Source organism: Leisingera sp. JC1, assembly GCF_001679925.1.
In the GTDB taxonomy this organism is placed as follows: Bacteria; Pseudomonadota; Alphaproteobacteria; order Rhodobacterales; family Rhodobacteraceae; genus Leisingera.
In genome coordinates this window covers 315,959-333,373 of sequence record NZ_LYUZ01000001.1, presented here as the reverse complement: position 1 = coordinate 333,373, position 17,415 = coordinate 315,959, and the positions used below count along the sequence as shown (strand labels likewise).

Annotated in this window: 21 protein-coding genes; 6 read left to right on the top strand and 15 right to left on the bottom strand. The window is 61.7% G+C overall.

Annotated elements, in window-relative coordinates:
• Positions 1-96: 96 nt before the first annotated feature.
• From A9D60_RS01655 to A9D60_RS01590, 13 genes are all read right to left on the bottom strand, one after another.
• Positions 97-807 carry a ZIP family metal transporter gene (locus A9D60_RS01655; RefSeq protein ID WP_065265981.1) on the bottom strand — a complete coding sequence of 237 codons (711 nt, stop codon included), beginning with the start codon at positions 805-807 and terminating at the stop codon, positions 97-99.
• A gap of 45 nt (positions 808-852) precedes the next feature.
• Entirely contained in the window at positions 853-1,122 is a 270-nt protein-coding gene (locus A9D60_RS01650) for a hypothetical protein (RefSeq protein ID WP_065265980.1), read from the bottom strand.
• A gap of 489 nt (positions 1,123-1,611) precedes the next feature.
• Positions 1,612-2,391, bottom strand: a complete 780-nt coding sequence (locus A9D60_RS01640) for a succinate dehydrogenase iron-sulfur subunit (RefSeq protein WP_039174849.1) — start codon at positions 2,389-2,391, stop codon at positions 1,612-1,614.
• An 11-nt stretch (positions 2,392-2,402) separates the two neighbouring features.
• On the bottom strand, positions 2,403-4,208 hold the full coding sequence (gene sdhA, locus A9D60_RS01635; RefSeq protein WP_065265979.1) for a succinate dehydrogenase flavoprotein subunit: 1,806 nt from the start codon (positions 4,206-4,208) through the stop codon (positions 2,403-2,405).
• 19 nt (positions 4,209-4,227) lie between these two features.
• Positions 4,228-4,599, bottom strand: coding sequence for a succinate dehydrogenase, hydrophobic membrane anchor protein (gene sdhD, locus A9D60_RS01630; protein ID WP_065265978.1), 372 nt, complete (start codon positions 4,597-4,599; stop codon positions 4,228-4,230).
• Between the two features lie 18 nt (positions 4,600-4,617).
• A complete protein-coding gene (gene sdhC / locus A9D60_RS01625; protein WP_019297059.1) occupies positions 4,618-5,001 on the bottom strand; it encodes a succinate dehydrogenase, cytochrome b556 subunit in 384 nt (127 codons plus the stop codon).
• Positions 5,002-5,195: 194 nt separating this feature from the next.
• Complete coding sequence (locus tag A9D60_RS01620) at positions 5,196-5,897, bottom strand: DUF1194 domain-containing protein (RefSeq protein ID WP_065265977.1); 702 nt, start codon at positions 5,895-5,897, stop codon at positions 5,196-5,198.
• 114 nt (positions 5,898-6,011) lie between these two features.
• Positions 6,012-6,242, bottom strand: a complete 231-nt coding sequence (locus A9D60_RS01615; RefSeq protein ID WP_065265976.1) for an NINE protein — start codon at positions 6,240-6,242, stop codon at positions 6,012-6,014.
• A 22-nt stretch (positions 6,243-6,264) separates the two neighbouring features.
• Positions 6,265-6,546 (bottom strand): NINE protein, encoded by a 282-nt coding sequence (locus A9D60_RS01610; RefSeq protein ID WP_039174846.1) that lies wholly within the window; start codon positions 6,544-6,546, stop codon positions 6,265-6,267.
• A gap of 142 nt (positions 6,547-6,688) precedes the next feature.
• Positions 6,689-7,720 carry a MaoC family dehydratase gene (locus tag A9D60_RS01605; RefSeq protein WP_065265975.1) on the bottom strand — a complete coding sequence of 344 codons (1,032 nt, stop codon included), beginning with the start codon at positions 7,718-7,720 and terminating at the stop codon, positions 6,689-6,691.
• A complete protein-coding gene (locus tag A9D60_RS01600; protein ID WP_019297062.1) occupies positions 7,720-7,923 on the bottom strand; it encodes a DUF1737 domain-containing protein in 204 nt (67 codons plus the stop codon). The genes A9D60_RS01605 and A9D60_RS01600 overlap by 1 nt, the downstream gene beginning before the upstream one ends.
• Before the next feature lie 23 nt (positions 7,924-7,946).
• Complete coding sequence (locus A9D60_RS01595) at positions 7,947-8,495, bottom strand: NnrU family protein (protein ID WP_065265974.1); 549 nt, start codon at positions 8,493-8,495, stop codon at positions 7,947-7,949.
• A gap of 34 nt (positions 8,496-8,529) precedes the next feature.
• Positions 8,530-9,384, bottom strand: coding sequence for an HpcH/HpaI aldolase/citrate lyase family protein (locus A9D60_RS01590; RefSeq protein WP_065265973.1), 855 nt, complete (start codon positions 9,382-9,384; stop codon positions 8,530-8,532).
• A 349-nt stretch (positions 9,385-9,733) separates the two neighbouring features.
• Here A9D60_RS01590 and A9D60_RS01585 point away from each other — a divergent pair, with 349 nt between their 5' ends.
• A complete protein-coding gene (locus A9D60_RS01585; RefSeq protein ID WP_065265972.1) occupies positions 9,734-10,048 on the top strand; it encodes a hypothetical protein in 315 nt (104 codons plus the stop codon).
• A 4-nt stretch (positions 10,049-10,052) separates the two neighbouring features.
• Here A9D60_RS01585 and A9D60_RS01580 read toward each other — a convergent pair whose 3' ends face one another.
• Entirely contained in the window at positions 10,053-10,463 is a 411-nt protein-coding gene (locus A9D60_RS01580) for a GNAT family N-acetyltransferase (RefSeq protein ID WP_254656605.1), read from the bottom strand.
• 77 nt (positions 10,464-10,540) lie between these two features.
• A complete protein-coding gene (locus A9D60_RS01575) occupies positions 10,541-11,296 on the bottom strand; it encodes a sulfite exporter TauE/SafE family protein (protein ID WP_065265970.1) in 756 nt (251 codons plus the stop codon).
• A gap of 159 nt (positions 11,297-11,455) precedes the next feature.
• Between A9D60_RS01575 and mdh the strand changes: the two genes are divergently transcribed.
• From mdh to A9D60_RS01550, 5 genes are all read left to right on the top strand, one after another.
• Positions 11,456-12,418 (top strand): malate dehydrogenase, encoded by a 963-nt coding sequence (gene mdh, locus A9D60_RS01570; RefSeq protein WP_065265969.1) that lies wholly within the window; start codon positions 11,456-11,458, stop codon positions 12,416-12,418.
• 300 nt (positions 12,419-12,718) lie between these two features.
• Positions 12,719-13,912 (top strand): ADP-forming succinate--CoA ligase subunit beta, encoded by a 1,194-nt coding sequence (sucC, locus tag A9D60_RS01565; protein WP_065265968.1) that lies wholly within the window; start codon positions 12,719-12,721, stop codon positions 13,910-13,912.
• 902 nt (positions 13,913-14,814) lie between these two features.
• A complete protein-coding gene (locus A9D60_RS01560; RefSeq protein WP_065265967.1) occupies positions 14,815-15,642 on the top strand; it encodes a glycosyltransferase family 25 protein in 828 nt (275 codons plus the stop codon).
• Positions 15,643-15,654: 12 nt separating this feature from the next.
• The gene (sucD, locus tag A9D60_RS01555) at positions 15,655-16,539 is read left to right on the top strand and encodes a succinate--CoA ligase subunit alpha (protein ID WP_065265966.1); all 885 of its coding nucleotides are present in this window, start codon (positions 15,655-15,657) and stop codon (positions 16,537-16,539) included.
• Positions 16,540-16,563: 24 nt separating this feature from the next.
• Positions 16,564-17,328, top strand: a complete 765-nt coding sequence (locus tag A9D60_RS01550; RefSeq protein ID WP_065265965.1) for a sulfotransferase family 2 domain-containing protein — start codon at positions 16,564-16,566, stop codon at positions 17,326-17,328.
• Positions 17,329-17,415 lie beyond the last annotated feature (87 nt).

The window sequence follows — 17,415 nt, the reverse complement described above, 5'->3', positions numbered from 1 at the left end:
CCCTCGGGTTGCAGGGTATCCGCTGCCACCGCCCGGCGCACCGGATGTTTTTGCAGGTTTGCCATGCAGTTGCTGCAATCCAATTCGCTTTGCCGCTCAGCCGGTCAGAAGGTCCCCCGCCAGCCCCAAGGCAAAACCGGCAACCGCCCCCAGCGCAGGGGCGCTGCTGCGGCTGCTGTGCGCCTTGGGGGCGATGTCCTGGAACAGCAGATAGAGGATGCCGCCCGCGGCAAAGATCATGATCCCGCCGAGCACCGCATGGGCATCTGCAAGCCAGACCAGCCCCGCCAGCGCGCAGGCCGGCCCCAATGCGGCCAGCCCAAGGAACAGCAGCAGCACATGCCAGGCCGGGCTGTCGCCGCTCCAGACCTCGCGGAAAGCAGCAAAACCCTCGGGCATGTTCTGCAGGAAGATCATCAGCGCCAGCAGCTTGGCGGTGGCGGCATCGGCCACCAGCATCGCCCCCAGCGCCATCGCCTCCGGCAGGTAATCAAGCAGCATTGCCAGCAGCAGGGCACCGCTGCCGCCATGGCGCTGCAGAACGATATCAGTCAGGTAAAAAACCAGGCCCCCCGCAGCGAACAGGCCAACCGCCCAGACGGCTGGCAGCGCCTCAGCCGCTTCCGGCACCAGAACCAGCGCAACGGCTGAGGCCAGCGCCCCGCCGCCAAAGGCCGCAATGGTATGCAGCACCCGGTCACGCAACACCGGGTTGCTGATGTGCTCGCACCAGGCCAGCAGCCCGCCCAGCGGCATCGAAAGCCCGGCGATGCCGGCAAGCAAAATGGCATAGAAATGCGGTTGCATTGCAGCACCTTAGGGCGGGTTCTGCCGCTGCTCAACAAATTAGGTTCAGGAATTGATACAGGAGGTCGCCTGCGCTGCCTGCGCCTCTGTCACATTCGGCCCCGGCTGCACGTTTCGCAGCACAGTGGCGCCGGCGCCATGGCCCAGGAACTCGGTGCTGATCCGCACTTCTCCGGTGATTCCAGCAGCCGCGATGCAGCCCGGCACCCTGGCATCTGTTGCCGCAAGCTGGCCGCCGATCCGGTCATTGTCCGTTGCCGTCATGCAGCCTGCCAGAAGGATAAGCGTGCCCGCGGCACATCCAAGAAGTCTCATACCCGAAATCCGTCACCTGACAAAACTTCCCCCGGTTTCGCAGGAATACCGGGGGTTTTCAATTCTGCTGCCGCGGAGATGGCATAGCTTCGCCGACATTACAGCGCTTAGCCTTGGGGTGTAGCCCAAACGGCTATCAGGCTTTCATGCAAGCATTCGCTTTCGCCGCCTGCGCTTCGCTTACGCCCGGACCCGGCTCAAACACCTGCACGACCGATCCCCCGTAGTACTCAGTGGCAACCGAATAAGGTCCGGTGATACCCGCAGCCTTTGCACATTGTGGCCGCTTGCTGTTCAGCGCTTTCCATTCAGAATTAACACTGCTGCTCTCGCCGGAGGACACACAGGCCGTCAGGGCGCTTGTGACCAACCCCATGGCAAAAACCTTAAACGTCTTAATTCTTCTCCTATTCAATTTTTTCCATTTAAAACAACGCACCCCGCAAGCCTCTCGGCTACGGGGTGTGCTCAGTTCATCCGGTGTTCGGGTCAGACAGTGCGCTCAACCATCATCTTCTTGATATGCGCAATTGCCTTGGCCGGGTTCAGGCCCTTGGGGCAGGTCTTGGCGCAGTTCATGATGGTGTGGCAGCGGTAGAGCTTGAACGGATCCTCCAGCTGGTCCAGACGCTCCGGCGTGGCCTCGTCCCGGCTGTCGATGATCCAGCGGTAGGCATGCAGCAGCGCGGCCGGCCCAAGGTAGCGGTCGCCGTTCCACCAGTAGCTCGGGCAGGAAGTCGAGCAGGACGCGCACATCACGCACTCATAAAGCCCATCCAGCTTCTTGCGGTCCTCGATGGACTGCTTCCACTCTTTCGCCGGGCGGTTGGTCTTGGTCTCCAGCCACGGCATGATCGAGGCGTGCTGGGCATAGAAATGGGTCAGGTCGGGGATAAGGTCCTTGACCACCGGCATATGCGGCAGCGGATAGATCGCCACATCGCCCTTGATCTCATCCATGCCGTAGATACAGGCCAGCGTGTTGATGCCGTCGATGTTCATCGCGCACGACCCGCAGATCCCCTCGCGGCAGGAACGGCGGAAGGTCAGCGTCGGGTCAATCTCGTTCTTGATCTTGATCAGCGCGTCCAGAACCATCGGGCCGCAGCTGTCCATGTCGACGAAATAGGTGTCGACCTGCGGATTTTTTCCGTCATCCGGGTTCCAGCGGTAGATCTTGAACTTGCGCACATTGCTGGCGCCCTCCGGCTTGGGCCAGGTCTTGCCGGTGGTGATCTTGGAGTTCTTCGGGAGGCTGAATTGAACCATGGTCTGTCTCCTTAGAACGTCCGCGCCTTGGGCGCGATTTTCTTGAGGCTGATGCCGCCTTCATCCTCGGTGGTCAGCGGATCCACGATCACCGGACGGTAGCTGAGGTCAACCTTGTTGCCCTCCACGCGCGACACGGTATGGACCCGCCAGTTCTCGTCGTCGCGGGTGGCGTAATCCTCATGCGCGTGCGCGCCGCGGCTTTCCTTGCGCGCCTCGGCGCCAACAATGGTGGCCAGCGCGTTGGGCATCAGGTTGGTCAGCTCCAGCGTCTCCATCAGGTCGGAGTTCCAAACCAGTGAGCGGTCGGTCACCTTCAAGTCATCCAGCTTGGCCGCAATCGCGGTCATCTTCTCGACGCCTTCCTTCAGGGTCTTGTCGGTGCGGAACACGGCCGCGTCCGCCTGCATGGTGCGCTGCATCTCCAGCCGCAGATCGGCGGTGGGGATGCCGCCCTTGGCGTTGCGCAGGGTGTCAAACCGGTCGAACGCCTTGTCGACGGAGGCCTGGTTCAGCACCGGGTTCGCCGCGTCGGCGTCCACAACCTTGCCCGCGCGGATGGCGGAGGCACGGCCAAAGACCACGAGGTCGATGAGGGAGTTGGAGCCAAGCCGGTTGGCGCCATGCACCGAGGCGCAGCCCGCCTCGCCCACGGCCATCAGTCCCGGCACCACGGCGGTCGGATCCTCAGCGGTCGGGTTCAGCACCTCGCCCCAGTAGTTGGTGGGGATGCCGCCCATGTTGTAATGCACGGTGGGCAGAACCGGGATTGGCTCCTTAGTCACGTCGACGCCGGCAAAAATCTTGGCGCTCTCAGAAATACCCGGCAGCCGCTCCGCCAGCGCCTCGGCCGGCAGGTGGGACAGGTTCAAGTGGATATGGTCGCCCTCGGCGCCCACACCGCGGCCTTCGCGGATTTCCATGGTCATGGAGCGGCTGACATAGTCGCGCGGCGCCAGGTCCTTATACTGGGGCGCATAGCGCTCCATGAACCGTTCACCTTCGGAGTTGGTGAGGTAGCCGCCCTCGCCCCGCGCGCCTTCGGTGATCAGGCAACCGGAGCCGTAGATGCCGGTCGGGTGGAACTGCACAAACTCCATGTCCTGCAGCGCCAGGCCTGCCCGCGCCACCATGCCGCCGCCATCGCCGGTGCAGGTATGCGCCGAGGTGGCGGAGAAATAGGCGCGCCCGTAACCGCCGGTCGCCAGCACCACCATCTTGGCGTTGAACACATGCATGGTGCCGTCATCCAGCTTCCAGCAGACAACACCCTGGCACTGCCCGTCCTCGGACATGATCAGGTCGATGGCGAAATACTCGATGTAGAATTCCGCGTTGTTCTTCAGCGACTGGCCATAGAGCGTATGCAGGATCGCGTGGCCGGTCCGGTCAGCCGCTGCACAGGTGCGCTGCACCGCGGGGCCTTCGCCGTATTCGGTGGTGTGGCCGCCGAACGGGCGCTGGTAGATCTTGCCTTCCTCGGTGCGCGAGAACGGCACGCCGTAATGCTCCAGCTCATAAACGGCCTTGGGCGCCTCGCGCGCCAGATATTCCATCGCGTCGGTGTCGCCCAGCCAGTCGGAGCCCTTGACGGTGTCATACATGTGCCACTGCCAGCTGTCCGGCCCCATGTTGCCCAGGGACGCGGCAATGCCGCCCTGCGCTGCCACAGTGTGGGAGCGGGTCGGGAACACCTTGGTCACGCAGGCCGTGCGCAGGCCCTGTTCCGCCATGCCCAGCGTCGCGCGGAGGCCGGCCCCGCCGGCGCCAACCACGACCACGTCATATTCATGTGTTTCGTATTCGTAAGCAGCCATTGAAAAAGACCTCGGGGAGTTACAGGGCCAGGCGGATCAGCGCATAGGCGCTGGTCGCGGCGACGGCATAGGACAGGCAGTTGACCAGGATGATCGTCAGGCGGCCTTTGAAGCCGTGGACATAATCCTCGATCATGATCTGGGCGCCGGATTTGAAGTGCATCATGCCGACCCAGATGGTCAGCGCCGCCACGAGTGCCGGGAACGGGCGGGAGTAATAGGCGGTGATCTCTTCATAGGTGCCGCCCAGCGCAGAACCGAAGGTGAAGACAAACAGCGGCACCAGGATCAAGAGAGCGATTGAGCTCACCTGCATCGACCAGTGATGTTCTGTTCCGGATTTTGCAGCGCCCATCCCAACGGCGCGCTTGCGGTCAGTCAGATATCGCATTGCGTGTGCCTCCCGGGCTTAGACGATGATAATTGTCAGGACAGTCAGAACGGCAGAGCCGATCACCACGAACCAGCCCAGCTTCTCGGCCTGTTCCAGGTCCAGCATCATGCCGTTGTCCCAGATCAGGTGCCGGATGCCCGCCAGCGTGTGATACCACAGGCCCAGCGCCGACAGCGTCATCACCAGGTCGCCGAACCAGCTGGTCAGCAGCCCATTGGCAATGGCGAAATATTCGGGCGAGGTTGCGGCAGCCAGGAACCACCAGGCGATCAGCAGCGCAGATACGATCAGCGCGTTGCCGGTGATCCGTGTCAGGATCGAAGTCACGGAGGTCAGCTGCGGCCGGTAGACCTGCAAATGCGGCGAAAGCGGGCGGTTGCCCCGATTGACATCGGCCATGTTGGCTCCTTTTCAGGTTGGCTGACGACGTTTTAGCCGATTTTTACGGCGTGTCACCCGAGTGAACAGTTAAAAACGGCAGGTTTCTGGTCTGTTGGCGCTAAAACGCCACGGCTTGTGATCACAGCAAATAATTAGTGATCACAAATTCGCCGATTGGAAATTTTTTGCAGAATCAGGCCCTCCTCTGCAAATCACTGCAAAGACGCAACTGCCCTCCCTGCACCTTCCGGCAGCGCCGCGGTCTGCCGTGCGACCTCCCTGACCAGCTTCTTGCGGATGCGCGACGGGTAGTCGGCAAAGCTCGCAGCAGAGACCACAAAGGCCCCCTCGCCGCGGATCACGTTTTCAAAGAAATAGGCGGTCAGATCCGGCTCGCTTTGCTCGATGGCGATGGCATTCACGGTCACACCTGCTGCCGCCAGCGCGCCATGCACCTCGCGCGGCTCGATCCCCTCGTTGGAGAACCCGTCGCCGGAAACATCAATCACCCGGCGCTTGCAATGCTCCACGGCCGGAAACTGCTCCAGCGCCAGGAACAGCGCCTCCCCCACCGCAGTGGAGTAATTGCGCCAGGGCCTTGGTGCCTGCTCGATCTCCTGCGCCAGCGCCTCGACATCGCCGAAGGTCCGGATCTCCGCCCAGGGCAGCGTCACCTCCTGACGCGACTCGCCTGACCATTGCAGCAGCAGCACCTGGGCGCGCGCCTTGACCAGCGCCTCGGACACCACCCCGTCGCGCAGGCCCGCCGCCAGCCCGTCCATCTGAATGCGGTATTCCTCTGCATCAACAGAGCCGGAGACATCCACCGCCAGCACCAAAGCCAGATCGCAGGCCGCCGATCGCAGCGGCCAGAGGGAAAGCATGGAAAAAACCAGAAGCTGCAAAACCCGCATGAAGCCAGCTTAAGCTGATTGCAGCTTTCAGAGCTATCACTTTTGCGCGGGGAGTGTCCCGGCGCTCAGGCCGAAAAAATCTGCTGCGGCCTGAGAGCCGCAGCAGGCACATTTTCAGCGGCGCAGCGGCAGACCGTCCCGGTCACCCATGGAGCCGATAATCAGCCGGACAAAGTCAATGATTGTCCAGATTCCCAAGCCGCCCAGCGTGAGCAGCATGAGGATGCCAGTGCCGATCTTGCCAAGATAGAAGCGGTGCGCGCCCAGCGACCCCAGAAAGAAGCACAGCAGCACAGCGGGAACGAACCCTTTTTCGCTTACGTCGCCGGCAGCTGCATGATCCATATTTGCCATGTTGTTCTTAACCTTATTTCAGTTTGACCAAACGGCCCGATCCGTCCCGGGCCTTTTCCGCAATCAACAGATAAAAAACGATTATTGAGTGCACGATATCAACGAGCAGCACCAGGTAACCCAGCAGGGGCTGGTTACCCGCCAAAAGAACAACAAACAGAATGAACAACCCCAGGTCAATCATTCCATGCACGTAGTTCCGCAAGTAGAAATGGTGCACGCCAATCACACCGAACAGACCGCACAGAATGACTGCTGTCCCGTAACTGGCCGATGACTTTTCTTCGTCAATCATAATTTTTCCACCCTGAGTAGCGCAGGCAGGTTTACCGGCGCGCCTCAGGATTGCAAGACAGGAAATTATCCGTCTCGCCTATCTCGCACAGAGTGCGTGGACAGCAGGTAACGGTTCCCAAAAAGCCCGCGGCCCCGCCCGGTCACTTCGGCATCAGCGCCCAGTAATCCAGATCCAGCAGCACATCCGGCAGGTACTTGCCGTCCTCGCCCTTCAACTGGAACGGCTCGCCGCCTTTGGTCGCCACCAGCCTCAGCCGGATCGCGCCGACGCCGGGCGCTGCGGTGTCGGCCTTGTCCAGCACCTCGGACCACGCCCGCACGGTCAGCCCCGACAGGCAGGGGTTGGCGTGCGCGCCGCCATTCAGGCCGACAATCATCTGCGCATTCGCCAGACCGTTGAACGACAGGGTCCGCGCCATCGAGATCACATGGCCGCCATAGATCAGCCTTGTGCCATCCGGCCGCGCGGTATTGTCGAAATGCACCTTGGCGGTGTTCTGCCACAGCCTGGTCGCCATCATGTGCTCGGCTTCCTCGATGGTGACGCCATCCACATGGTCGATGGTCTCGCCCACCTCATAGTCGCCCCAGCGGTGCGGCTCGCCCGCCAGGGTGAAATCGTAGCTGGAGAAATCCAGCCCCGCCGGGACCGCCAGCTGCTCCGCCGAGATCACCTTGTTCAGCTCGGGGATCACTGTCTCCGGCGCCGGTGCATCCAGGTCGCGTTTGCGCACCATCACCCAGCGCACATATTCCATCACGCATTCATCGCGCTGGTTCAGCCCGCGGGTGCGCACATAGACCACGCCGGACTTGCCGTTAGAGTTCTGCTTGAGCCCGATCACTTCGGACTCCGAGCGCAGCGTGTCGCCGGGATAGACCGGCAGCAGCCAGCGCCCCTCGGCATAGCCGAGGTTCGCCAGCGCATTGAGGGAGATGTCCGGCACCGTCTTGCCGAACACCACATGGAAGGCCGCCAGATCATCCAGCGGCGCCGAGGGCAGACCAGAAGCCCGGGCAAATTCGTCCGAAGAATACAGCGCATGGCGCGCCGGGTAGAGCGCATGATACAGCGCCCGTTCGCCGCCCGACACCGTGCGGGGCACCGCATGGCGGATGACTTCGCCAACGGTGTAGTCTTCGAAAAAGCGGCCCGGATTGGTCTTGGCCATCAGTGTTCTCCCAGTTTGGTCTCAGGCGTGTAGGTTCCGTCCACCTCTTTCACCACCGCCTGGCCGCAGCGCATGATCCCCTTGACGGGATCAAAGGCCTGGGTCGGGCTGCCGTGCAGCTCCCAGCCCTTGTTCAGCGCATCGGTCACCTTGTGGCAAAAGGCAGAGGTGTCGTCTTCGGACAAAAATCGGTAAAGTTTCATGGTTTCCTATCCTGGCTTTGGGCCTAGCCGCCAAACGGCGACGGGCCGACGATGCCGTGGACGTAGCCGATCACCCCCATCAGGACAATCGAGGCGGCGAGGAACATCCCGTCCTTGGCAATCGCGCCCTTGGGTCCCGGCTGCCAGTCAGGCTCAGCCCGGTTGATAACGATCACCTCTGCCACCGCCCAGGCCAGCAGCCCGCCGAACAGCACAAAGGACGCCGGGTCCCAATTTACCAGCAGGTGTGCCGCGGCCCACAGCTTGAAGCCCGTCAGCATCGGATGGCGCATCTTGTGAAACAGCGCACCCTTGTGCGGGCCGGGGCTCATGAAATAGATCGCAACCAGCACCAGCAGATTGTTGATATGCTTCAGGAACGGCGGCACCAGCGCCAGATCGAAACTCTCCGCGGAGCGGTAGCCGATCACCATCAGTGCAACGCCCGCGACCAGCACCAGCGCCACCACACCGCGTCCGCCACTGCCCATGGAGGCACGCATCTCCGGTGCCAGCCGTTTGAACAGGTGGCCGCCCCACCACAGCAGAAGTCCCAGGATCAACAGTGCCATTTCAGCCCCTCTTAGATGTTAAGCTGATTAACACCTACGCGGAAACCGCAGCGATTGCATCCGCTTTTGCCAGAATTTCACGCGCCGTTGCGACATGCAGGTTCTCGACTATCTTGCCATCGACCACGGCAACACCCTGCCCTGCGGCCTGCGCCTCTTCAAATGCGGCAATCTGGCGGCGGGAGGTGTCGATCTCGCGCTCTGTCGGGGCAAAGGCGGCATTGGCGGTCTCCACCTGCGCCGGGTGGATCAGGGTCTTGCCGTCAAAGCCCATGTCACGGCCTTGCGCGCATTCCGCCGCCAGGCCCTCCACGTCCTTGAATGCATTGTAGACACCATCGACGATCACCAGCCCCTCGGCCTTGGCCGCCAGCAGGCACAGGCCCAGCCCTGCCATCATGGGCATCCGGTCGGGGCGGTAGCGGGTCTGCAGTTCCTTGGCCAGGTCGTTGGTGCCCATCACCATGCCCTGCAGCCTGGGGTGCGCCGCAATCGCAGTGGCATTCAGCATGCCGCGCGGGGTTTCCATCATCGCCCACAGCGGGATATCCCCGGTGATTTCTGCCAGCGCGTCCAGATCTTCCGGCGCATTCACCTTGGGCAGCAGAATCGCGTCGGGGTTCATCCGCGCCGCCGCCACCGCGTCGCCACGGCCCCAAGGGGTATCCAGCCCGTTGATCCGCACGATCTTCATCCGCGTGCCATAGCCGCCGCCCTTCAGCGCCTGGGCCAAGGTCTCGCGGGCATTGGTTTTTTCATCGGCAGAGACCGCGTCCTCCAAATCAAAGATCACCGCGTCCACCGGCAGGGTTTTGGCCTTCTCCAGCGCACGCGCGTTGGATCCGGGAATGTACAAAACCGAGCGGTAGGGGCGCGTGCGCGGGTCCATGATGCCTCTCCAAAAGTTATTTTGTTGCGTAAAGCGGTACAGATTCGATTGTATACTTTCAAGTACAATTCCGCCGCAGCGCAGCGTAACCCTTCGCGCATTTGCAGCAAACATCTGATAACAAGTGTGAATTTTCAGCGCGCGCATAGTTAACCACTTATCAGCACCTGACCGGCACACTGAAAGGTACCAAGGCACAGGACACCGCCGCCGCACCAGGCCGCACCTGATGCCGGCAGGCATGGGGCCTGCATTTCGAATTGCGTCACACACCGGCCCGAACAGGGACACCGGGGGCTGCCGTCAGGCACCCTGCTCTGTCCGGCCGTTCCGGAAAGGGTAAAACGAGATGAAAAACTCAATCTTCGCACTGCCGCTGGCGCTGGCCGCGGTGACCATGGCCGCCGCACCAGCCGCCGCCCAAAGCCGCAACTGCGCCCCGCGTGATGCGGTGGTGAAAAGGCTGGCCGAAAAATACGGCGAAAGCCGCCAGAGCATCGGCATGGGCCAGCAGGGCATGGTGATGGAAACCTTTGCCTCGGACGAAACCGGCAGCTGGACCATCACGGTAACCACCCCCAACGGCCTGACCTGCCTGGTGGCGTCCGGACAGTCCTATGAAGTGCTCGCAGAAGCACTGCCGAACACCGACAGCGACGCCTGAGCAGTTATTGAGGCAGGTTTCCAGGCTGCGGCTGCCGGGCCGGGCTGCGGCGCAGAGTCATGGCGTGTTTGTCATCACCTGTATAGCCCAGCCGCTCGTAAAAGCCACGCACACCGGCAGCTTTGCCAGTCAGCAGCATGATCTTGTAGGCGTCCATTGCCCAGGCCCGGTCCCGTGCAAAGTTCATGACGGCCCGGCCGAACCCGCGGCTTTGGAACGCTCGCAGCGTTACAACATTTTCAATCAGCGCATACGGCCGCCCGCCGTGCGTAAGATTGGGCAGAACGTGCAAAGTCGCTGCTGAAACAACTTGCCCGCCAGCCTCGGCCACAGCAATAGATGTGCCGGGCAAGGCAAGAATTCTGTTGAACTCCGCGGCCCCCTCTGAGCCGCACAAGACCGGAATCTCTCCCATCAGTTCCCGGTATAAGCAGAGAACGTCGCTGTAATCCCGCTCATTTGCCACCCGCAGGCGGCACTTTGCATTTTCGATCATGCCAGCCCGTCCCAGATCAGCTTGGTGCCAGTCACCGTGAGCAGAACATAGGTGAGCGCAAAGAACCAGCGCTCCGGAACCGAATGATGCAGCTTCACCCCCAGCCAGGCCCCAAGGAGGGCAAAGGGCGCCAGCATCAGGTCCAGCATCAGGGTTTCACGTGTGAACATCCCCAGCCCGGCATAAGGCACCGCCTTGGCGATGTTGATGGCCCAGAAAATCAGCACCGTGCTGGCCTGGTATTCGGTCTTCCGCAACTTGAGGCTGAGAAGATAGACCGCGGCCGGCGGCCCGCCCGCGTGGCTGACAAAACTGGTGAACCCTACTGCCAGCCCGGCCAGCGCCCCGGCGCCCGTCGGCAGCGGCGCATCGGCCGCCAGCCGCAGCCCCAGCCGCCCGCGCAGCTGCCACAGCACAAAGCCGACAGACACCAGCCCGATCAGCACCCGCATCGCATCCGCATCCACCGCCGCATAAAGCCAGGCCCCCAGCGCCACACCGGGCAAGCCGCCGCCAATCAGCAGCAGCGATGCCCGCAGGTTCCAGCGCCCCCAATAGGGTTTCAGATTGGCAACGTCGATCAGCATCAAGAGCGGCAGCATCAGCGCCAGCGCCATGCCCGGCTCCAGCACCAGCGCCAGAATCGACGCCGAGGCAAATGCCGCGCCGGACCCGAAACCGCCCTTGGACACGCCCGCAAAAACGACCGCCGGGATGGCAAAAACGAAAAACATCGCATCAAACGCCGCCATCACCCGCCCTCCGAAATGCCCAGATTACAGACGGTTTAGCGGTATCACCACGGTATACACAAGCATACAGCACCGAATGCCGCAGCGCAGAGCCCTTGCACGGCACGGTTTTACGCCGTAGGCATCAGGAAATTTCAACCGGACCGGAGACATTTTCCAATGGCACGACCCAAAATCGCCCTCATCGGCGCAGGTCAGATCGGCGGCACCCTCGCACATCTCGCAGCCCTCAAGGAACTGGGCGACGTTGTTCTCTTCGACATCGCCGAAGGCATCCCCGAAGGCAAAGCGCTGGACATCGCAGAATCCGGTCCCTCCGAGGGCTTCGACGCCTCGCTGAAGGGCACCCAGTCCTACGAGGACATCGCAGGCGCTGACGTCTGCATCGTCACCGCCGGTGTGCCGCGCAAGCCGGGCATGAGCCGCGACGACCTCTTGGGCATCAACCTCAAGGTGATGAAATCCGTTGGCGAAGGCATCCGCGACCACGCGCCGGACGCCTTCGTGATCTGCATCACCAACCCGCTGGACGCGATGGTTTGGGCGCTGCGCGAATTCTCCGGCCTGCCCCACAACAAGGTCTGCGGCATGGCCGGCGTTCTGGACTCCGCCCGCTTCCGCCACTTCCTGGCTGAGGAATTCGGCGTCTCCATGAAAGACGTCACCGCGTTTGTGCTGGGCGGCCACGGCGACACCATGGTGCCGTCGGTGCGCTACTCCACCGTCGCAGGCATCCCGCTGCCCGACCTGGTCAAGATGGGCTGGACCACCCAGGAGCGCTTGGACGCCATCCTGCAGCGCACCCGTGACGGCGGCGCAGAAATCGTTGGCCTGCTGAAAACCGGCTCCGCCTTCTATGCGCCCGCCACCTCCGCCATCGAAATGGCCGAGGCCTTCCTGAAAGACCAGAAGCGCGTGCTGCCCTGCGCCGCCTATTGCGACGGTGAGCTTGGCGTCAAGGATATGTACGTGGGCGTGCCCACCGTGATCGGCGCCGGCGGCATCGAGAAGATTGTGAACATCCAGCTGAACGAGGAAGAGCAGGCAATGTTCGACAACTCGGTCAACGCGGTGAAGGGCCTGGTCGAGGCCTGCAAAGGCATCGACGCCTCGCTGGCCTAAGGCCCGCCGATACAGGATATCAGAAAGGCCCGCTTCCGGCGGGCCTTTTCTTTTGGGGCGGCACCCCGTGGCCGCCGTTGCCGTTTTTGGCCGATTATGCGGCGGGCGCAGGCTTCAGTCCCGCCTCGAATCACCCGCATCAAGCCCTCGTTAATTTGTGATCACACCCCCAAATCCCGTGATCACAAAAACCGAAAATCTTCCGCATTTCCCCGTCCCCTGTCAAAAAAGCCTTTAACACTTGGCTTTAAGACGGCCTATTGAACAGCAGACAATTGCAGCCAGACGGGACAGTTTCAGATGAACATCCACGAATATCAGGCCAAAGCCCTCCTTCGCAGCTACGGTGCTCCGGTGTCCGACGGACGCGTGGTGCTGCGGGCCGAAGAAGCCAAAACCGCCGCCGGTGAACTCGACGGCCCGCTGTGGGTGGTGAAGGCACAGATCCACGCAGGCGGCCGCGGCAAGGGCTCCTTCAAGGAAGCCGACGCCGGCGAGAAAGGCGGCGTGCGCCTGACCAAATCGGTGGAGGAAGCGGCCGAGGAAGCCAAGAAGATGCTGGGCCGCACCCTGGTCACCCATCAGACCGGCCCGGCGGGCAAGCAGGTGAACCGCATCTACATTGAAGCCGGCTCCGGCATCCAGACCGAGCTGTACCTGGCGCTGCTGGTCGACCGCCAGACCTCGCGCATCTCCTTCGTCTGCTCCACCGAGGGCGGCATGGACATCGAGGAAGTGGCCGCGGCCACCCCGGAAAAAATCCTGTCCTTCTCCGTCGACCCGGCCACCGGCTACCAGGCCTACCACGGCCGCCGCATCGCGTTTTCGCTCGGCCTTGAGGGCGCGCAGATCAAGCAGTGCGTGAAACTGATGGGCCAGCTCTACAAAGCCTTCGTCGAGAAGGACATGGAGATGCTGGAGATCAACCCTCTGATCGTCGGTGACGATGGCGCGCTGAAAGTGCTGGATGCCAAGGTCGGCTTTGACGGCAATGCGGTTTACCGCCACGCCGATGTTGCCGAGTTGCGCGACACCACCGAGGAAGACCCGAAAGAGCTGGAAGCCTCCAAGTACGACCTGAACTACATCGCGCTGGACGGCGAGATCGGCTGCATGGTCAACGGTGCGGGCCTGGCGATGGCCACCATGGACATCATCAAGCTCTACGGCGCCGAGCCTGCCAACTTCCTCGACGTGGGCGGCGGCGCCACCAAGGAGAAGGTGACCGAGGCATTCAAGATCATCACCTCCGACCCGCAGGTCAAAGGCATCCTGGTCAACATCTTCGGCGGCATCATGCGCTGCGACGTGATCGCCGAGGGCGTGGTCGCCGCAGTGAAGGAAGTCGGCCTGAAAGTGCCGCTGGTGGTCCGCCTGGAAGGCACCAACGTCGAGAAGGGCAAGGAGATCATCAACACCTCCGGCCTCGACGTGATCGCCGCCGACAACCTGAAAGACGGCGCCGAAAAGATCGTGAAGGCGGTCAAGGGCTGAGCGGCATGCGGTTCAGATCATTTCAAGCAGTTTGCTGCTGCTTTGCAGTTGCGGCTTGTTCCAGTGGCTACTCCACTGGAACATCTCAACTGACCGTTGCACAGGCGGACGATGCAAGTTTTGAACAGACTTCTCCAGATCCGAGCGCGATCCGAGCGGCGAGCGGCAGATACGATCCTGAGACCGATACTTTTGTTCCAACCGATCGTGCTGCAGGTGCTTCTCCAACCACCAACTCCGCTCCCGCGGTAGCGATTCTGACTGAATCTGTGGCCGCAGCTAACTTGGCGGCACCGGCATCACCAGTGAAGAACATTGCCTACACTCCTACCAGCAGCCCTGCAGGAGAGGTGCCACTGCTTGTACAGACCTGTCTCCAGTCTGTTTCCGGTGCCTTTGGGAGAGCTGATGGTCTGGCTCAACGTGGTTACAAAGTGCAGCGTGCTTCAGAGTCGCGCCGCAAGTTCTACCGGAAGTTTCCTGTCTCTACAGCCGCAGCTCTGAACGGCTCCTACCGTTCATCAGCTTTGGAGCTTCGCGCAAATCAGCGGCGTTCGGAGAACTATTGCTCCCTAACGATCACAACCAATGAGAGCCCTGAAAACGTGAGTTCGTCAGTGCGCGGAACACTAGCAAGCTCCGGCTTTAGAGAAAGCGGCGGTGGCGTTTGGAGCAATGGCAGCAGGCAACTACAGGTTTCTCAGTTCCTGTCCGGCTCCAGAGTCGCTTGGACAATCTCAGTGAACATCACCGAGGGCCGGTAGCGCCATTTCGCAGAACCTGGATCAAGTCACCTTAGGAGCCTTTTAGATGCAATTCTCATCCGGTGGAAACAGCAAGCTCATTGAACGGCCAATAGCCGTACCAATGATAGTTTCCCCATGCTCGCAAGGTCTTAGCCGGTGAAAGCCGCCGTCTACCTCATAGGCTTGCAGCAGGCCACCGGCCGGGCCGCGCTGATGCAGCAGGAGCTGGATCAGGCCGGGCTCGCGGCCACGCGCATCGATGCGTTGGACAGCACCAAGGTCAGCCGGGACGAGATGCTGCAGCACTGCGCGTCTGAGGGCAATTGGGGCTATTTCCAGACCAAGGACATGGCCTGCACCCTTAGCCATGCCAAGGCCTGGGAGGCGCTTCTGGAATCAGATGCCGATGTCGCGCTGATCCTGGAGGACGACGTTTTCCTGTCCCCCGACGCCGGCGCCTGGCTGGATGACCTGTCCTGGTGGCCCGCAGATGCCGGCATCGTCAAGTTCGAGCGCTGGCGGGCCAGGAAACTGCAGGTGGCGCTCGGCAAGGATGGCTTTACCCATCTGGGCCGCGAGGTGCGCCGGATGCTGTCCCGCCACGCCGGCGGTGCGGCTTACGTGATCTCGCGCAAGGCTGCGCAACACCTGTTGGACAGCCGGCCCTTCGCCATCACGCTCGACAATCTTCTGTTCAACTTTGACGCCTCGCTGCCTGCACGCGGCATCACCGTCTATCAGGTTCAGCCCGCCTTGGCCGAACAGGGCAACGAGGCACCGGGCGAGGTGGGCGTCGGCCCGCCGCGCCACCGGCCCAAGGGCTGGCCGCTATTCCGCCAGAAACTCCGGCGCGGGATTTACGAGTTCCGCGGCGGTTTCCGAATACTTCCCAGCGTGGTCCTGGGGCGGGCCACCCTCGAAAAAATCCGCTTCGACGGCCGTTCCCTGGCCACCCCGCAGACCCAACACACACATACCGCTTGAAGGAACCGAAACATGGCAGTCCTCATCGACGAAAACACCAAGGTCATCTGTCAGGGCTTTACCGGCTCTCAAGGAACATTCCACTCCGAACAGGCCATCGCTTATGGCACCAAGATGGTCGGCGGCGTGACCCCCGGCAAAGGCGGCCAGACCCATCTGGAGCTGCCGGTGTTCAACTCCGTGCATGAAGCCAAGCATGTGACCGGGGCCAATGCCTCGGTGATCTATGTGCCGCCGCCGTTTGCCGCGGATTCCATCCTCGAAGCCATCGACGCCGAAATGGAAGTGATCGTGGCCATCACCGAGGGCATCCCGGTGCTCGACATGATGAAGGTGAAGCGTGCGCTGGAGAACTCCTCCTCCATCCTGATCGGCCCGAACTGCCCCGGCGTGATCACCCCCGATGCCTGCAAGATCGGCATCATGCCCGGCCACATCCACAAGCGCGGCACCGTCGGCGTGGTGTCCCGCTCCGGCACCCTGACCTATGAGGCGGTGAAGCAGACAACCGACGTGGGCCTGGGCCAGTCGACCTGCGTCGGCATCGGTGGCGACCCGATCAAGGGCACCGAGCATATCGACGTGCTGGAATGGTTCCTGGCCGACGACGAGACCGAAAGCATCATCATGATCGGCGAAATCGGCGGCTCCGCCGAGGAAGAAGCCGCCCAGTTCCTGGCCGATGAGGCCAAGAAGGGCCGCAAGAAGCCGGTTGCGGGCTTCATCGCCGGCCGCACCGCCCCTCCGGGCCGCCGCATGGGCCACGCGGGCGCGATTGTCGCCGGCGGCAAGGGCGGCGCCGAGGACAAGATCGAAGCGATGAAATCCGCAGGCATCGTGGTCGCCGAAAGCCCCGCCGGCCTGGGTGAAGCGGTGCTGAAAGCGATCGGCAAGTAAACTAAGAAAAAACAGAGACCTGAAATGCCGCTTTTTAGATCCAATGGCGAAATCCACTTTTTTGCGCATGTCCCGAAATGCGCAGGACAATCCATTGAATCCTATCTGGAAGCTCGTTTCGGGTCTCTCGCCTTTTTGGACAACCATTACTACGCGCTGCCGCCTGAAAAGCGCTGGAACCGCAGCTCGCCGCAACATGTTACAAAGCAAGCTCTCGGCCTTGTAGTGCCCAAGGACTGGATCAGTTCGAGCTTCGCATGTGTGCGTAACCCCTATGACCGGATAGTAAGCGCCTATAACTTCGCCAGCACAATCAACCGGCAGATCCCTGCTCATGAAGACATTGTCGGCTGGTTCCTCCGCAATGACCCCCGAAAACCGGGCAACGACTTCCAGTATGACAACCATTTGCGCACAGCAGACGATCTGGTGCCCGAGGACGCGACAGTGTTCCGGATGGAAGACGGGCTCGAAAGCGTCATTCCTCACCTCGATCAACTCGAAGGATGCGAAGGCGGCTCTCGCGAAATTGCCCACATCAACCAGGCAAAACAATCGGTTTCCTCTGAAGAATTTGAGAAACGGCCTTTGCCGGACCGGTTCATAGAGATCGCAGCGGAATTCTATGCCAAAGACTTCGAACGCTTCGGCTACTCCACAGCGGACATCCCGCAAGCGAACATACTGGTTCCCAAGCGCGACCTCATCCCGGTCAACACAAGGCCTACGGCCTTTCAACGGCTCAAACGAAAACTGCGCCGGAAATTTCTGTTCCAGGACCCCTCTTAGCGCCGGCCGTATCGGCCTCTGACACGCAATAGAAACACTACCGAGAAACGTCACCTGATGAMCCCGCGAACCGCCACAACGGAAACC

Excerpts from the sequence above, each read along its gene's own strand:
- A9D60_RS01655 (WP_065265981.1), bottom strand. The coding sequence starts at position 807 with ATGCAACCGCATTTCTATGCCATTTTGCTTGCCGGCATCGCCGGGCTT.
- A9D60_RS01650 (WP_065265980.1), bottom strand. The coding sequence starts at position 1,122 with ATGAGACTTCTTGGATGTGCCGCGGGCACGCTTATCCTTCTGGCAGGC.
- A9D60_RS01640 (WP_039174849.1), bottom strand. The coding sequence starts at position 2,391 with ATGGTTCAATTCAGCCTCCCGAAGAACTCCAAGATCACCACCGGCAAG.
- sdhA (WP_065265979.1), bottom strand. The coding sequence starts at position 4,208 with ATGGCTGCTTACGAATACGAAACACATGAATATGACGTGGTCGTGGTT.
- sdhD (WP_065265978.1), bottom strand. The coding sequence starts at position 4,599 with ATGCGATATCTGACTGACCGCAAGCGCGCCGTTGGGATGGGCGCTGCA.
- sdhC (WP_019297059.1), bottom strand. The coding sequence starts at position 5,001 with ATGGCCGATGTCAATCGGGGCAACCGCCCGCTTTCGCCGCATTTGCAG.
- A9D60_RS01620 (WP_065265977.1), bottom strand. The coding sequence starts at position 5,897 with ATGCGGGTTTTGCAGCTTCTGGTTTTTTCCATGCTTTCCCTCTGGCCG.
- A9D60_RS01615 (WP_065265976.1), bottom strand. The coding sequence starts at position 6,242 with ATGGATCATGCAGCTGCCGGCGACGTAAGCGAAAAAGGGTTCGTTCCC.
- A9D60_RS01610 (WP_039174846.1), bottom strand. The coding sequence starts at position 6,546 with ATGATTGACGAAGAAAAGTCATCGGCCAGTTACGGGACAGCAGTCATT.
- A9D60_RS01605 (WP_065265975.1), bottom strand. The coding sequence starts at position 7,720 with ATGGCCAAGACCAATCCGGGCCGCTTTTTCGAAGACTACACCGTTGGC.
- A9D60_RS01600 (WP_019297062.1), bottom strand. The coding sequence starts at position 7,923 with ATGAAACTTTACCGATTTTTGTCCGAAGACGACACCTCTGCCTTTTGC.
- A9D60_RS01595 (WP_065265974.1), bottom strand. The coding sequence starts at position 8,495 with ATGGCACTGTTGATCCTGGGACTTCTGCTGTGGTGGGGCGGCCACCTG.
- A9D60_RS01590 (WP_065265973.1), bottom strand. The coding sequence starts at position 9,384 with ATGGACCCGCGCACGCGCCCCTACCGCTCGGTTTTGTACATTCCCGGA.
- A9D60_RS01585 (WP_065265972.1), top strand. The coding sequence starts at position 9,734 with ATGAAAAACTCAATCTTCGCACTGCCGCTGGCGCTGGCCGCGGTGACC.
- A9D60_RS01580 (WP_254656605.1), bottom strand. The coding sequence starts at position 10,463 with ATGGGAGAGATTCCGGTCTTGTGCGGCTCAGAGGGGGCCGCGGAGTTC.
- A9D60_RS01575 (WP_065265970.1), bottom strand. The coding sequence starts at position 11,296 with ATGGCGGCGTTTGATGCGATGTTTTTCGTTTTTGCCATCCCGGCGGTC.
- mdh (WP_065265969.1), top strand. The coding sequence starts at position 11,456 with ATGGCACGACCCAAAATCGCCCTCATCGGCGCAGGTCAGATCGGCGGC.
- sucC (WP_065265968.1), top strand. The coding sequence starts at position 12,719 with ATGAACATCCACGAATATCAGGCCAAAGCCCTCCTTCGCAGCTACGGT.
- sucD (WP_065265966.1), top strand. The coding sequence starts at position 15,655 with ATGGCAGTCCTCATCGACGAAAACACCAAGGTCATCTGTCAGGGCTTT.
- A9D60_RS01550 (WP_065265965.1), top strand. The coding sequence starts at position 16,564 with ATGCCGCTTTTTAGATCCAATGGCGAAATCCACTTTTTTGCGCATGTC.